This is a genomic window from Xanthocytophaga agilis, from assembly GCF_030068605.1.
Taxonomy (GTDB): Bacteria; Bacteroidota; Bacteroidia; order Cytophagales; family 172606-1; genus Xanthocytophaga; species Xanthocytophaga agilis.
In genome coordinates this window covers 342535-359135 of sequence record NZ_JASJOU010000010.1, presented here as the reverse complement: position 1 = coordinate 359135, position 16601 = coordinate 342535, and the positions used below count along the sequence as shown (strand labels likewise).

The 16601-nt window shown below is 43.4% G+C and carries 7 protein-coding genes and 1 other RNA gene; 6 read left to right on the top strand and 2 right to left on the bottom strand.

What is annotated here, in order from left to right:
• Positions 1-126 precede the first annotated feature (126 nt).
• Positions 127-1137 (bottom strand): LacI family DNA-binding transcriptional regulator, encoded by a 1011-nt coding sequence (locus tag QNI22_RS26195; RefSeq protein WP_314515220.1) that lies wholly within the window; start codon positions 1135-1137, stop codon positions 127-129.
• A 327-nt stretch (positions 1138-1464) separates the two neighbouring features.
• Between QNI22_RS26195 and QNI22_RS26190 the strand changes: the two genes are divergently transcribed.
• From QNI22_RS26190 to QNI22_RS26165, 6 genes are all read left to right on the top strand, one after another.
• The gene (locus QNI22_RS26190) at positions 1465-4506 is read left to right on the top strand and encodes a SusC/RagA family TonB-linked outer membrane protein (protein ID WP_314515218.1); all 3042 of its coding nucleotides are present in this window, start codon (positions 1465-1467) and stop codon (positions 4504-4506) included.
• 108 nt (positions 4507-4614) lie between these two features.
• Positions 4615-6096, top strand: coding sequence for a RagB/SusD family nutrient uptake outer membrane protein (locus tag QNI22_RS26185; RefSeq protein ID WP_314515216.1), 1482 nt, complete (start codon positions 4615-4617; stop codon positions 6094-6096).
• A gap of 95 nt (positions 6097-6191) precedes the next feature.
• Positions 6192-8825, top strand: coding sequence for a YyaL domain-containing protein (locus QNI22_RS26180; protein ID WP_314515215.1), 2634 nt, complete (start codon positions 6192-6194; stop codon positions 8823-8825).
• Positions 8826-8849: 24 nt separating this feature from the next.
• The gene (locus QNI22_RS26175; protein ID WP_314515214.1) at positions 8850-10556 is read left to right on the top strand and encodes a sodium:solute symporter family protein; all 1707 of its coding nucleotides are present in this window, start codon (positions 8850-8852) and stop codon (positions 10554-10556) included.
• A gap of 81 nt (positions 10557-10637) precedes the next feature.
• Positions 10638-13517, top strand: coding sequence for a glycoside hydrolase family 2 TIM barrel-domain containing protein (locus QNI22_RS26170; RefSeq protein ID WP_314515212.1), 2880 nt, complete (start codon positions 10638-10640; stop codon positions 13515-13517).
• Between the two features lie 80 nt (positions 13518-13597).
• Entirely contained in the window at positions 13598-15880 is a 2283-nt protein-coding gene (locus tag QNI22_RS26165) for an FAD-dependent oxidoreductase (protein WP_314515211.1), read from the top strand.
• Positions 15881-16150: 270 nt separating this feature from the next.
• On the opposite strand, the gene ssrA is transcribed toward QNI22_RS26165, so the two are convergent.
• Positions 16151-16514: a transfer-messenger RNA gene (ssrA, locus tag QNI22_RS26160) on the bottom strand.
• Positions 16515-16601 lie beyond the last annotated feature (87 nt).

Here is a 16601-nt window from a genome sequence, read left to right as displayed (position 1 = left end):
TAAAATTTGTTCGATAAATTGCCACTGGGTATCGGTCAGTTCTTCAAACTGAGTTTGCATATTTTTTGAGTTTGGTCGCTTATAAAGTATGCAACCGATATCCTTTCTCAAAATTTAAACATACTCTCAGACTGTTGACCTTCTGACAATAAGTTCAGTTTTTAATTGCTTTATGATTGGTTTGTCGCAATCGGTTTCAATCTGATTGATTAATAAACGGGCCGCTGTGCTTCCAACATCCTGCACTGGCTGAGCCACTGTGGTTAGGCTAGGCTCAATAAAGGCTGAATAATAGTCGTTGCTGAATCCAACAACAGCAATATCTTCGGGAATGCGCAGGCCACGTTGTTTGATTACCTGTATAGCTTGAATAGCTGTTGGATCATTGATACAAAAAAGAGCATCAGGTCTATTTGCCAAATTCAGCAAATGATTAACATAGATATCGACTTTCTCCATAGTCAGATCATAGGAGATAATCAATGATTCATCTATTGCAATACCATATCGGCGTAGTGCGTCACGATATCCGTCAAGCCGTTTGCGGCTGATTGCCAGCGTAGCAGGTCCGGCCAGATGAGCAACTCGTTTCCTTCCTGTTGTAATGAGATGTTCTGTAGCCCGGTAGGCTCCTTCATAATCATCTACAATCACTTTTGGTACTTCCATGTCTTCACAAACCCGGTTAAAGAATACGACTGGAATTCCTTTGCGCTGAAATATTTTCAAATGGTCATAATTAAGCGTCTCCTTAGTCAGAGAGACCAGCAGTCCGTCTACCTGACTAGCCAGCAATAAACGTGCATTAGCTACTTCCTGTTCGTATGACTCACTACATTGGGTAATCAAGACTGTATACCCACTCATTCTGGCTACCTGCTGAATTCCGAGAATAACCTGTGGGAAGAACGAAGACATAAACTCAGGAACAATCACACCAATGGTATTGCTCTTATTTTTGACAAGGCTCACAGATAGCATATTGGGTTGGTAGTCCATCTGAACAGCCAGCTCAAGGACTGCCTTTCTGGTTTCTGGGCTTACTTTCGGATGTCCGGTTAGTGCACGCGAAACGGTTGACTTAGAAATATTCAACTGCCGGGCAATGTCAAGGATAGTAATCTGGTGCTTTTTCACAATAGCAAATCTTTACGACATATAATTTTTTCTAGTTGCTGATTGAAAACTTTTCTAGGTGATAGATCAGATAGTGCAACCGTTCCCACTAAATGCAACCGTTCCCACTCACATTTTTCCAGTAATGTATATTTAAAATATGAGTTTTAAATCAATTTTTATGAAGATTTCAATGAAGTTCAATTTTCATATCAATACTAGCAGCGATTTAACAGGAAGTAGTCCTACAATCAATACTTAACAGAAATTTATGAGTATGTAAGGACTAATCATTTAACAAGCCATTTTCTTGTACTATACCTATCTTTTACCTTTACTCATATTTACATGCAATACCTTTACCAATTCGTAAAACGACCACTTCAACGGTTGTTTCTGGGGCTACTTGTGTTGCCCTTGTCTTATACATATGGACAGGTAGTAATTAAGGGCAAAGTCACCGATGACGCCAATCAGCCCATGGCCGGGGTAGCCGTCTTTGAGAAGGGCTCAACGAACGGCACCAGTACAAGTGGTAGTGGTGATTATGCTATTACTGTTAGTGGAGAGAAAGCAGTACTTGTCTTTAGCTTTATCGGTTACAATCCCGAAGAGATTACAGTAGGTAATCGTAATCAGATCAATGCCAGCCTGGTTCCTGACATTAAATCCTTATCAGAAGTGGTCGTAGTAGGGTACGGTACTCAGAGACGGGCGGAAGTAACCGGGTCAGTAGCCTCTGTAAAATCTACTGATATCACCCAGACTCCGGTAACCAATGTAGCCCAGGGCTTGCAGGCTCGGGTGGCAGGTGTACAGATTACGCAAAATTCATCAGCTCCTGGAGGCAACATTAGTGTACGTGTCCGAGGTACCAATTCCATCAATGGCACCTCTGAACCGCTCTATGTCATTGATGGAATCCAGATTTCCAATGGTGGCGGTGTGAATGATGTCAGTCCATTATCAACGATTAGCCCTAATGACATTGAGTCAGTAGAAGTCCTCAAAGATGCTTCCTCTACCGCTATCTATGGAGCCAGAGGTGCCAATGGAGTAGTGATAATAACTACCAAACGTGGAAAGGCCGGGGCAACACGCTTTACCTATGATGGTTATTATGGGATACAAAATGTTACCAAAAAGCTCGATATGCTCAATGCTGTAGAATTTGCCAAGCTTGAAAACGAAATCTACAAAACTAATGTATATGATAACCCGGAAAGCCTAGGCGAAGGAGTAGACTGGCAGGATCTGATTTTTCGACAAGCACCAATCCAAAGCCATCAGCTTTCAGTTAATGGAGGTAATGAAAAAACGCAGTTTCTCCTCTCTGCCAATTATTTTAATCAGGAAGGGGTCGTTCTTAATTCCTCTTTTAATCGCTATTCACTACGCCTAAATCTGGACCATACGCTTAATGACCGCTTTAAGGTAGGAACCAGTATTTTTGGAAGTTATTCAGTCAACAACCGTATCCGTACCGGTGAATCATCCATTGATAATCCAGTAGTTACCAACAGCATGGTAGGCGCGGCACTGGGTGCCCCTCCTACTCTGCAACCATACCGACCCGATGGCACGCTTTTTCCCTTTGCTGATCAGTTTAATGGTCGCTACCGGGAAGTAGTCAACCCGCTGGGTTTTGCCAACATTCTGGACAGGTCCGGAACAATCCGCACGCTGGTCAACCTGTACGCCGAAGCTCAGATTGTCAAAGGATTGACTTATCGGGCTACTTTTAATGTAGATCTGAGTGATGGAGCCCGCGATTATTACAGCCCTATTTTTATTGTAGCGGAACGAGATCGGAACGCCACAACAGGTTTTGGTGGTAAATATGCAGAGCGCAGCACTACACTATTGCATGAAAGTATTTTAACCTATAGCAAAACAATCGCTCAGCATCATTCGCTAAAAGTGACAGGCGTACTTGCCAGTCAATCTAATAACTATACCAACAGTACAGCTGAAGCGTTTGGCTTTCCCAACGATGTAACCCTGAATGAAGCACTCGGATTTGCTCCACCTGCCAACCGTAACACCAATAGTTTTCGTAATCGGGAGCGGCTCGATTCTTACATGGCACGGATAAATTACGGTTTCAAAAGCAAATACTTTCTGGATCTGACAGCCCGCTATGATGGTGCCAGCAAGTTTGGTGAAAACAATAAGTATGGTTTCTTTCCAGGCGTTTCAGCAGGATGGCGTATTAGCGAAGAAGGATTTATGAAAACTATTCCGTTTGTGAGTGATATGAAATTACGGGCCAGCTATGGTTCAACTGGTAATGCAGGAGCAATAGGCCCATATGGATCACTGGCTTTGTTTAATCAGAGTAGTGGTTACAGTTACAATAATCAGCCTCCTTCGGTGGGTATTGCTCCTGTGCGTATTCCCAATAAAAACCTTCGTTGGGAACGTTCGATACAGGCAGATATTGGCTTGGATATCGGCTTGTTCAACAATCGTCTGAATCTGGTTGCCGATTACTACAATAAGAGGACCAAAGATCTGCTTTTTGTGAAGAACCTGCCGCTTTCATCAGGATATGGAACCTATACAGGTAACTTTGCTGAAATTGAAAATAAAGGAATTGAACTGGCTGCTGATGCGCGTATATTGGATGGAGAATTCAGCTGGAATGTAAATGCCAATATTACCTTTAACCGTAACAAGTTGATAAGTCTGGTGGACAATCAACAGGAGTTTATTGTCAATAACTACAGCATCATTCAGGTAGGACAGCCACTAGGTATCTTCCGTACTTTCTTATTTGATGGCATTTACCAGACAGGTGAGACAGTACTTCCCGGATCTGATAGCCGTGTAGGTGGCGTCAAAGTAAAGGATCTGAACAACGACGGCCAAATTACCGGAGCTGATCAGGCCATTACCGGCAGCGCCAATCCAAACTTCATCTTTGGGTTCTCCACCAATCTGAAGTATAAAAACTTCACTCTTGATGCCTTCTTTTCGGGTGTGCAAGGCAATCAGGTCTTTAATCTGGCGCGTTACTCATTCGAAAACCCACTGGGACAGCGCAACTTGCTGGCAGGTACTGCCAATCGGTGGTCACCGGAAAATCCAAGCAATGAGTACACCAATGGCTTTCAGGGTGGCCGTATTCCGATCTCTAACCGATTTATGGAGGATGGGTCGTACATACGTTGTAAAAACCTGACGCTAGGATATAACATCTCTAAAATCAAAGGTATATCCGCTGCCCGTGTGTATATAAGCGCCAACAATTTGTTTACTCTTACCAAATATACTGGTTACGATCCTGAGGTTAATACGTTTGGTAATTCGAATGTGCAGGTAGGGGTTGATAATGGAGTGTACCCATTGGCAAGATCGATTCTGGGCGGAGTGCAGCTTACTTTCTGATCAAAAAGCTACCTGTAGTAAATGGTTTTTCTGAAACATGATAATAAGTAAAAACTATCGGTCTTTTTAATTATACCTGACAACATTCACATATAAAATACCTGACATATGAAAAAATATGTTTTTAGTGCCTGTATCCTGCTCTTTGCATTAGGTTCATGTCAGCTAAACGAAACGGTATATTCTTCTATTGCCGAAAATAACTTTTACAAAACCGCCTCTGATGCGGAAGCGGGGCTTACAGCTGTTTATGGAGCACTGGGTGATCTTTACTCTGGGCCTTCTCCACTGATGATTGCCGATTTTAGTGCTGATCAGGTATACCCACGTCCAGTGGTGGGACGCAATACCTATACTTTGTACAGCTATGATCCCAATTATACAACTGCCAAAAGTTTTGGAAGAGCCTTTGAATCACCTCTGGATGTATGGCAGAATTGCTATCGTGGTATTGAACGAGCCAACTGGGTCATTGACCGTGTGCCATCCATTGCTATGGAAACTACCAGACGAGACCAGATCGTAGCTGAAGCATACTTTCTACGGGCTTTTTTTCATTGGATGCTAGCCAAAAACTTTGGCAGTGTGCCTATTAAAACAAATCCAACACTAAGTGAGGCAGATGCCTATACACCCAAAAGTGAATTAGCAGATGTTTACACACAGATTTATAATGATCTGGAAAAAGCTGAAGCAGCTTTGCCTTCCTATTCAGCTGCTATACCGACTGGTCGTCCTTCTCTGGAAGTAGCTGCCGCCTTGCATGCTAAAGCCGCATTATATGACCAAAAATGGCCAGTAGCATTACAAAAGGCTCAGGAAGTTATTAATTCAGGTAAGTATAAGCTGCTACCTGATGTACAACAGGTGTATGGAGCCGCTAATGAACAAGTGGGTAGAGCTGAGAATATGTGGGCATTCGAAAGTGAAAGTGTTTCAGGTGGCCGCTCTTCACAGATCATGAGTTTATATGGTCCTCGCAATAGTGATGGCCCTGAATACGGAAAGTCTTCGTTTGGATCAATATTCGCTTATCAGGCATTTTTTGATTCATTTGAGGCAAATGATAAACGTCGGCAATTGCTTGACACCAACTATATCAACGTACAGGGAAAAGTAGTACACCAGAAAGATATTACACCAGTTACAACGCAAGGTGTCCTGGTCAAAAAATACCAGGACCCTAATTCCAATGGAGGAAGCGCAGCAGCCAACATCCCGATTTTACGCATGGCAGATGTGTATCTGATTGCAGCTGAGGCAGAGGCTCATCTGAACGGAGCTACAACTACTGCGTATCAATACATAAACATTGTTCGTGCACGAGCAGGACTGGATGACTTGGCTGAAGGGCTCAGTCAGGATGCTTTTATTGATGCAGTTTTACAAGAACGTAGCTGGGAGTTTTTTGCTGAGGGAGACCGCTGGTATGATCTGACACGCACAAATAAATTTTTGACTGTTATACCTGCTGCTGTCAATAGTGTATTTCCAGTTCGCACACTCCTGGCAAAACACAAGTACTTTCCCATTCCGCAGGATGAGATCAATGCCAATCCACGTATTGAACAAAATCCGGACTGGAAATAACTTGCTAGTACTAGTTCTATTTTGTATAAAAGAAGTATTGACTTCCAGTACAATAAACTTACTTGTAGTGAACAGACTCTTTTTGCAACATTCGTATGAATATAACTCACTATCTAAGGCTGTCTAATATAACGATATATCTGGTCATCTTATCAGCACAACTGTCCACATTTGCCCAGACAAGCTTAACACTTTCAGATGCTGCCATACAAATCACATGGAAGAAAGGAAACGCTGGTTATCAGGTTAACAGGGTCAGTGTGAGAAAAGATGGTAAGTTAACATACTTGAATTTTCCATCTGGTGAGTATACTATTTTGTACTCTGCAACCAAACCTGATTCCGTGCCCTTACTTGATCAGGTAGACGCCCATGCTAAAACTTTTCCTGAACCGATTTACAAGTATATCATTAATACCTGGCATGAAAATCTAAAGCCTGTGCCAATGAATACAGCAGGTACAGCCCTGCATTTTTTCCCTGAACAAGGTACGAAGTCGGGTCAGGAGATTGTTTTTATGCATCAAGCCAAACAAGCTTCCCTACAAGCCACCTGGAAGCTGGACACCCAGTATCCGGGTGACTTGCTGGTGAGTATGCAACTCACAGCCCAACAGGCAGGTTATTTTTCGCTTTCAACTCCCACACTGGCAACCATTTCTGAAAAGGACTTAAGATGGGGTATTATTCCTGGTCATTTGCAGGGAATATCCCTACAGGATGATCTGGTCCTTTCCTATGCATATGGACAAGGGATCCCACGACGTCCTATTGTGGTTCGTGACCGTACAGCAACTACTCTGGCACCTCTCTTTAGTCAGAAAAACGGACTTACACTTGCTGTCATTCCTCAACCTGGCACCAGCCGTGACCCCTGGCAACAAGACCACAATACGCATAGCGACTGGCAACTAGGTCTATCTTTAATGAACCGCAAAGGACAATTGACGCCTACAGCTTATCATCCGGTGCTGGGTGAAAAAGGTTCGTATCTCAAGGCAGGGGAAAGTCTTACTTTTTCCTTTCGGTATAGTCTGCAGGCTTCTGACTGGTACACAGTTTACAAACATGCTATTTATGATATTTATCATTTCCGGGATTTTCTATCTTTAAAACAGACTCGACAGTCCTTAACATCCCGCATTGAGTCCATGCACCGATATGTAAACAGTGATAGTACATCACTGTGGCGCACTGAACAGTTTAATGGACAAACCATTGGAGCTCAAGCTTACCTGGGTGGAGTAGTAGGTTCAGATAAGGATGCGATGAAAAATTCTGATTACGGAGCTATGTGGATGCTAACTACCGTTACAGGTGATTCCTTACTAAACAAAACCCGTTTGCCTTATGCCCGCAATTTTAAGCTTATGCAACAGCAATCCGAGCCGGGCTTTTTTCAGGGAGCAGCTGTTGGACAATATTATCTTTCCAAAAGTCATAGGTTTACCGAAGAATGGGGTCCATACGTTGAGCCTATTGGCCTGACATATTATACCATGCTTGATATGGGCAATATTCTGCTCTTTGAACCTAATGATACCGAGCTGAAAGAGCGCCTGCGTCAGGGAGCCGAGCGGTTGTTATCCTGGCAGTATCCGGATGGACATTGGGAGGTGGCTTACGACAGACAGAGTGAGAAGCCCCGCTTTACTGAGCTACAGGACTTACGTCCTACATTTTATGGATTGCTGGTTGCTTATCGGATTCTGGGAGATGAACGATATCTGTTTGCTGCCCGTAAAGGTGCTGATTGGTTTATTCACAATGCTACTGAACGGGGAAACTTTCTGGGTGTATGTGGTGATCTGCGTTTTGTCCCCGATTTTGCTACCGGGCAGAGTGTACAAGCACTACTTGACCTATTTGATATAACGGGAGACAACCGCTATAAGACCGCAGCCTTGCAAACCGCCAGAATCTATACTGCTTCTATCTATACACATCCAATACCTACCAAAGAAATAAAAAACGTCAATGGAACGACCCATCAGGATTGGGAGATTAGTCAGGTTGGGCTTAGCTTTGAACACGGCGGCAGCATAGGTTCGGCCAATATGCATGGTCCTATTCCGCTGGCTAGCCATGCAGGAATGTTTATCCGTCTCTTCGCTATCACACAGGACTCTCTCTTTCTGGATATGGCTCGGGCTGCGGCTTGGGGACGGGATGCGTTTGTCCATCAACCCACAGGAGTTGCCTCCTATTATTGGCGTACCATGAATGCTGGTGCTGGTCCATATCCGCATCATGCCTGGTGGCAGATTGGCTGGATTACCGATTATTTGCTTTCTGAAGTAAGTCTGCGTTCAGAGGGAAAGATTACTTTTCCGCGTGGGTTTATTACACCCAAAGTCGGACCACATCAAACATATGGGTTTGCCAATGGCAAAATCTTCGGACAATTGACTCGGCTATATATGCCTGATGGACTCATACAAGTAGATGACCCACAGGTGGACTACTGGACAGCGACAGCAGTGCAGACCCCACGCATATTTGTACTCTTATTGAACAATGACGATCAGGCCAAAACAAGTACACTCAAATTGAATAGTCAAAAAATACTACGCAATGGGCAGGCGACTATACGCTCAGTCGAGTTATGGGATGCTAAAGGCAAACAAATTAAACAGCTTGACACATCCGGAAAATGGAATGTATCCGTGCCTGCTTTCGGATTAACCATTGCCGTAATAGACTATGAGTCAAATCCTACTAATCGTTAATTCACAACAGATTAACTATTCCTTATGAATCATACTGTTGATACAATTGTCATTTTTGTTTTTTCTGCTTTTGTACTTGGAATCGGCTTGCTGTTTGCCCGCACAGGCCGTAATCTGAAATCGTTTTTTGCAGGCGGAGAGGCTGTACCGTGGAGTATTGGAGGACTGTCACTGTTTATGAGTTTCTTTTCTGCTGGGACATTTGTTGCCTGGGGGTCGATTGCCTACAAACACGGATGGGTAGCTATCACTATCCAGTGGACAATGTGTATTGGGGCTTTGGTTACAGGACTTTGGTTAGCCCCACGATGGAAAGCTACTGGTAATCTTACAGCTGCAGAATTCATCCGCAGTCGACTTGGGACCCAAGTACAGAAAATGTTCATATATGTTTTCATACTCGTTTCAGTATTCATCAAAGGATCGGTATTATATCCGGTAGCTAAGTTAGTAAGCGTCTCACTGGATTTGCCACTGGTACCATGCACTATTTTTCTGGGTTTGTTTATGATTGCCTATACTGCTGTAGGAGGTCTGTGGGCTGTAATGGTAACTGATATTCTCCAATTTGTGATTCTGTCAGCGGCAGTGTTTATTCTCTTGCCTCTTTCCTTACAAAAGGCAGAAGGTGTTGATCAATTTATTCAACATGTGCCATCAGATTTCTTTAGCTGGTTTGCAGGAGAATATACTATAGGATTTATATTTTCTTTCTTGATCTATCATATTTGTTATATCGGAGGCAACTGGACATTCGTGCAGCGCTACACCAGTGTAGACAGTCCACAATCAGCACGGAAGGTAGCTTTCTTGTTTGCAGCCCTTTATCTGATTAGTCCGGTTATCTGGATGCTACCTCCTATGCTGTATCGGTCTATCAATCCTACCCTAAGTGGATTGGATACTGAAAATGCATACTTGTTGGTATGCAAACTGGTACTACCACCCGGGCTACTCGGGCTCATGCTCACAGGTATGTACTTTTCTACTTCGGCTAGTGCTAATACTGCACTTAATGCGGTATCAGCTGTATTCACTAACGACATATACAAGGGGTTTCTCAAACCAGAAGCAACGGATCTGCAATTGATGCGCGTAGCCCGATTATCCTCCTGGTTTTTTGGGTTGGGAATGATCGTAATTGCGCTACTGGTACCAGCAGCCGGTGGTATGGTTGAGGTAGTATTGAGTATTTCAGCCATTTCGGGTGGCCCTCTGCTGGCTCCGCCCCTATGGGCTTTGTTCTCCAAGCGTCTCACAGGCAAAGCTACACTTTGGATAAGTGGTATAGGTCTTAGTGCCAACCTGTTTTTTAAGATTCTGGCCCCTTGGCTGCTTCACTTCAAGCTGAGCCGTACACTGGAAACATTCATTGGAATTGGGTTGCCATTACTGCTATTGCTCGGTTATGAGTTATGGGCTGCCCGAACTAGTAAAATAGCACCCGAATATGAAGAATATCTGAATAATAAACGTGCGAAAAAAGCTGAACAACTCTTTGTGAAAGATGCTGAGAGAGTATCCATTGCCCAGCAAAATCGCTTTGGCTTGCGCATCATTGCCTTTGCGTTGGTTTTCACAGCTTGTATGTTATTTATACTGAGTCTGCTCACTACCTCTGGCAGTATACTGACAGCAGGTATAGCCGTCATCATTCTGTTTGCAGCCGTTATTCCATGGAAGGCCGCCCGACGTAACACTGAACAAATTATTACCCCAGAGAAAGTATAATAGGCTTGCTTTAGAATAAGCAGTCTTATCAAAGAGAGCAACCACAAACCATTTTTATTCATTAGAAACTGAAATTATGTGATGAAGTATATAGTAAATATTTTTGTTTTATGGCTACTCTATGTTCCAGTAGCCCTGTTCGCCCAATCCACCAGCAATCAGGAATCTTTGCTATTGAATGGCAAGTGGGATTTTCGTATTGATCCGGAAAACATAGGTGAGGAACGAGGATGGCATACCTCTGGTTTTCAGGCGGCAGGCTGGGATGCAATGGAAGTTCCAGGTAATTGGGATCTATACAACCAGTATGCAACCTACAGTGGCAAAGGATGGTATCGTCGTTCGATAGAGATACCAGCCAACTGGCAGGGCAAAACTATCCGTTTGGTATTCGAAGCAGTCTACCACGATGCACAGGTCTGGCTTGATGGCACCTTACTTGGTCAAAGCCATAGTGGTTTTTTCCCATTTGAATTTGACATTACTAAGTTCATAAAGCCCGGTCAGCGAAGTACACTGGTAGTATGTGCTGATAACACTTTCCGGCGCGGGGCTATCTGGAATTGGGGTGGCATTCGTAGGCCAGTTTCTCTGATTGCAACTACTCCGGTACGCATAGAGCAGATGCACATCCTACCTGTTGTTGAATTGAAAAGTGCTACTTCCTCTGTAGCTATCAAGCTACGACTCAAAAACGACACCGATCAACCTCAATCAGTAAAATGTGACATTGTTCTCAAAGATAAAAGTGGAAATATACTAAAGGCTAGTAAAAATTTATCACTTGCTCTAACCATACCTGCTCAAAGTGGTCAGGAATATAGCTTGCAAGCAGTACTACCAAAAAGCGATACCCACTTATGGCATTTTGATGATCCATATTTGTATACAGTCCAAGCCACACTCTATCAGGCAAACACGCTTTCCAATAAACAATCCACTAAACCAGCTGATAATCTACCATTACTTCATATGGTGAGTGACCGGTTTGGGATTCGTAAAGTAGAAATTGATGGTCTGAACGTAAAGCTTAATGGCGAGCCGGTACGGTTAATGGGCTATAACTGGGTACCTGATGACCGTACAACTGGCAATACGCTGCCGGCATGGCGATATCGCCAGGATATTGATCTGATGAAAAAATCAGGTGCGAATATGGCACGCCTCTCACATTTACCATTGCCCAAAGAAGTGCTTGATTATCTGGACGAAAAAGGGATGCTGGTATTTAGTGAAATACCACTCTGGGGACGTGACCAGCTTGTAGATCCAGACAATCCTCTACCTAAAGAATGGTTGAAAAGTTTAGTTAGCCAGCAATTTAATCACCCTTCAGTTATTGGTTGGTGTGTAGGCAATGAAATTGGTTTTATTGGTGCCAATCCCAAAGTGCTCGAGTACGTTGAGTCTGCCATTAGGTATGTAAAAAAGCAGCTTGACAGTTCACGTCTGGTAGTGTATGTAAGTCACTCAGCTGATGTGCAACAACAAGATCCGGTACAGTTTTCGGATATGATTCTTCTTAATAAGTATGGAGACTTAGGCAAAAATGCTGATAAAGCCCACCAGAAGCATCCGGGTAAGCCTATGTTTTACTCCGAATATGGCTATAACCTGACTGGCGAAAATCCGGATCAGGGTATAATCAATGGTTCCAAGATGCTCAATGACATGCGGGGCCGTGACTATCTGATGGGCGGTGCGTTGTGGACATTCAATGATTATCGTAGCCATTGGCAGGCGCATCAATCTTGGAATACAGCACCTACGGGTAACCGTGCCTGGGGAGTGGTCAATGTTTACCGCCAGCCTAAACAAGCCTATGAAATCTTTCGTCGCCAATATGCACCCATTCGTTCACTGACAGTTTCGGGTACTGATAGGTCTACTATAGTGAGCATTGAGCCCAGAACTTTACTTGATCTGCCTGCCTATACTTTGAGAGGTTATACGTTAGTCTGGGAAGCAACTGATAGCCAAGACCGCTACCTGGATGGAGGATTTACAACACTTCCCACTGTTACTCCTGGTAGTAAAGCAGTCAGACAGGCCATAACATGGCAGGTTGCCTCTACTCAGATTGCCAAGACTACTTATACACTACTTTCACCGACGGGCTATGCTGTTTATGATACAACCATATATCTGCAAAAGCCTGCACTACCAGTGATAAAGCAACTGATTCCGGGTGAAGGAGGCGTTCGCATTATATTTGATAAAGTAGCTTCTGCCCAGCAGTACTTTCTTCGTTATGGCAAAACAGATTTTTCGCTTGTTAGTGATACAACTAGCCATCATTTTATTGATATCAGCAAATTAGAGTCTAGTCAATCGTATCAGTTTCAACTAGTAGCAATTAATGCTGCAGGCGACGGCCCACCTTCTGCTACTGCAACTACCAAACCAGACAATCAACTATTGCCTCCTGTAATCTGGTATACTGAAGCAGCTGATAGAGCTTTTTTTATCGGCTATGGTTACGCAAATTATGATTATCTCTACCAGATTCGATATGGAACTGATCCAACGAATGAAGCTGAATGGAAGTCTCTGAAAGTGACCGCCAAGGGTGTATGCCGTGTTCCTAATTTGAAAAATGGCCAAACGTATTACTTCCGCATGAAACGTACCGATCAGGCATATGTGGAAAGTGGCTGGTCTGAAATACATAGCATCTCATTGCCAGGAAGTATTGGTCCACAATCAGTAGGAACTAAGGCTGTTCTGCGTTCAGGGTCTCGGGCTGTAATCGCCATTCGCCCAGTACCACAAGCAGTCGGATACCAGATTAGGTATCAACAGGATGGTAAAACACAAACCATTATCATCCCAGGCTCGTCACTGGACTATTTACCAATTGATGGACTCAAGCCGGGAAAGAACTATTCGTTTCAGGTTTCTACACTTGGACAAGAAAGTTCAGGGATTGCGCACAAAGCATTCACACAGATAGGAAATTAATTAAAAGTTAGACTCTGCTATTTTAAAGATACAATTCTTCTGGCCGACAGGCCAGCCAAATCCGTTTTCTATTCAAAGCTATGATAAAGCAAGACGCAACAGATCATCGACAATTACATATTGAGTCATACCAGGCTGATCTGGTTGTAGTCGGGGGTGGACTCTCCGGCACATGTTGTGCCATTACTGCCGCCCGTGCCGGCATCCAGGTCATTCTGGTACAGGACCGCCCTGTACTGGGTGGCAACTCTTCCAGTGAAGTTCGATTGTGGGTGTTGGGCGCTACCTCTCATATGGGAAATAACAATCGATGGGCCCGCGAAGGTGGTGTAATTGATGAGATTCTACTGGAAAATACATACCGAAACCCAGAAGGAAACCCGGTTATTTTTGATACTGTACTACTCGAAAAAGTAATGCTGGAGCCTAACATAAGATTATTACTCAATACTGCTGTTTTTGATGTAACAAAATCTAATTCTCGAACTATCAGTAGTGTTAAGGCATTTTGCAGTCAGAATGGGACACTCTATGAGCTTTCAGCACCATTGTTCTGTGATGCATCCGGAGATGGAGTAATCGCCTTTGGTGCTGGCGCTGCCTTTCGTATGGGAGCCGAGTCGACAACAGAATTTGGCGAAAAGTTTGCTCCATCAACTGAATATGGCGAGTTGCTGGGACATTCGATTTATTTTTATACCAAAGATACAGGTAAGCAGGTGCGTTTTGTGCCACCTGCCTATGCATTACAAGATATTACCCAGATTCCACGTTATCGTCGCTTCACTGCCAAAGAACAAGGCTGTCAGCTTTGGTGGCTTGAATATGGTGGACGACTCGATACAGTACACGATACCGAAACGATCAAGTGGGAACTCTGGAAAGTTGTTTACGGTGTATGGCACTATATCAAAAACTCAGGCAATTTTCCTGAGGCCGATACCATGACACTTGAATGGGTGGGTACCATTCCCGGAAAACGGGAAAGTCGTCGCTTTGAAGGAGATTATATGATCTGTCAGCAGGATATTGTGGAACAGAGAACGCATTATGACGCAGTTGCTTTTGGTGGTTGGAGCATTGATCTGCATCCAGCCGATGGCGTATTTTCTGAAAAACCCGGCTGTAATCAGTGGCACAGCAAAGGTATCTACCAGATTCCATATCGTTGTCTGTACAGTCGCAATATAACTAATCTATTTATTGCTGGCCGTATCATTAGTGCCACGCATGTTGCCTTTGGCTCTACACGGGTGATGGGAACCAGTGCATACGGAGCCCAAGTTGTAGGCATGGCGGCAGCGTTATGTCATAAAAGTCAGCTGTTGCCACACCAGCTAGCAGCAGTGGATCATATAAAAGTATTGCAGAACGAATTGCAAAAGGTAGGGCAATATATTCCCGGATTTAAGTTAAAAGATCCTAAAGATTTGGTACAGAACGCTCAGATAAGTGCCTCCAGTGAATTTATATTAACAGAACTACCTGCCGATGGAGAGTGGTTTGTCTTGCATGACAGTGCTGCTCAACTGATACCTTTGCGCGCAGGAACCGCTATCCCAGAGATTGTTACATGGGTAAATGCCAGCACAGATACAGAACTTGTGGTTGAACTTCGATGTTCTGGTAAGGCCACCAATCATACACCTGAGATAATCTTAAGCAGGCAGAACATTCATCTACAATCGGGCAGACAAAGCATTCATGTTAATTTTAATGTCAGTGTTGAAGAAGATATCTATGTATTTATCTGCTTTCTCAAAAACTCACAGATTGAAATGTGCTACAGTAATGTACGGATTTCCGGCGTACTATCTGCTTTCAATAAAACCAATCCGGCTGTGTCTAATTATGGCAAGCAGCAGCCAGTAGAAGACCTGGGAGTAGATGCATTTGAATTCTGGTGTCCAGACCGCCGTCCCAATGGTAAAAATATCGCTATGCAAATTAGTCCAGGCATTGCATTATTTAGTGTGGCGAATGTCCGCAATGGTATTACTCGTCCTACAAATCAACCTAATGCCTGGATAGCCGATTTGACTGACGAAAGACCTACTCTTTCACTTGAATGGCCAGATATACAAACCATTCGGAAAATAGAACTTAGTTTTGACACCGATTTTGATCATCCATTAGAAACAGTCCTGATGCATCATCCTGAAACCATCATGCCGTTTTGTGTTCAGAATTTTTCGTTGTGTAATGACCGTAATGAGCGGCTTTATGAAAAACAGGGTAATTACCAAACACGTCATACTATTCAGTTTGCTACTCCTATTCATACTCGCCAGTTAAAGCTCCACTTACAGAAAAGTCATCAGATGGTAGCTGTATCACTCATGGAAATCCGTTGCTATCAATGATATAAAAGGTGTTAAGCTTTATCACGGAACTATAGAAGATGCCTTATTTTAGAAGACAAGCGATCCATATTTTATTTAAGAGATAAGATTCTTAAAACTGGAAAAAGTCGGTAAGTATTGACGTAACTTGTAATAATAGATTATAAGATAGGAGGATAAATTGAGAGATAGACTAATGAAATAGCCTTTTCTTAAAAATAGGTGATTAGTCACCTAATACTTCACTTATAAAATAAAAACCCTCTGATATTCAGAGGGTTTTTCGTTAACTTGTGGAGCTGGAGGGATTCGAACCCTCGTCCGGACAAGGAAACCGTCGAGCCTTCTACATGTTTATTGGCTGGTTGATTGTCGGGTTAATGCAAGGTAGCCACACCCCGCACATTAACCTTATTTACTAATACTATGTGTTGCGCGTAACCTTACAACACAAGACACTTACCTGATGATGCCCTGAGCGTTATCCTGGTAGTGTGTAGGGATAACAGGACACATGCGACTTAATTCTTAATTAAGCGGCAAGGGCGTAGTTAGATTCGCCAATTATAGTTCGGAAGAATTTTTAACAGGAGGTCCTTCCAACTCCCGACATGCTTACTCGCAGCCGCACAGGCCGTCAAAACCGGTCAGCCCCAAATACATTTTGAGTATTGCTACAAGAGATCACAAAATTCGCACTTTTTTAGTTCCATTCATACTAGAAAATTACTTTTCTTTTAGT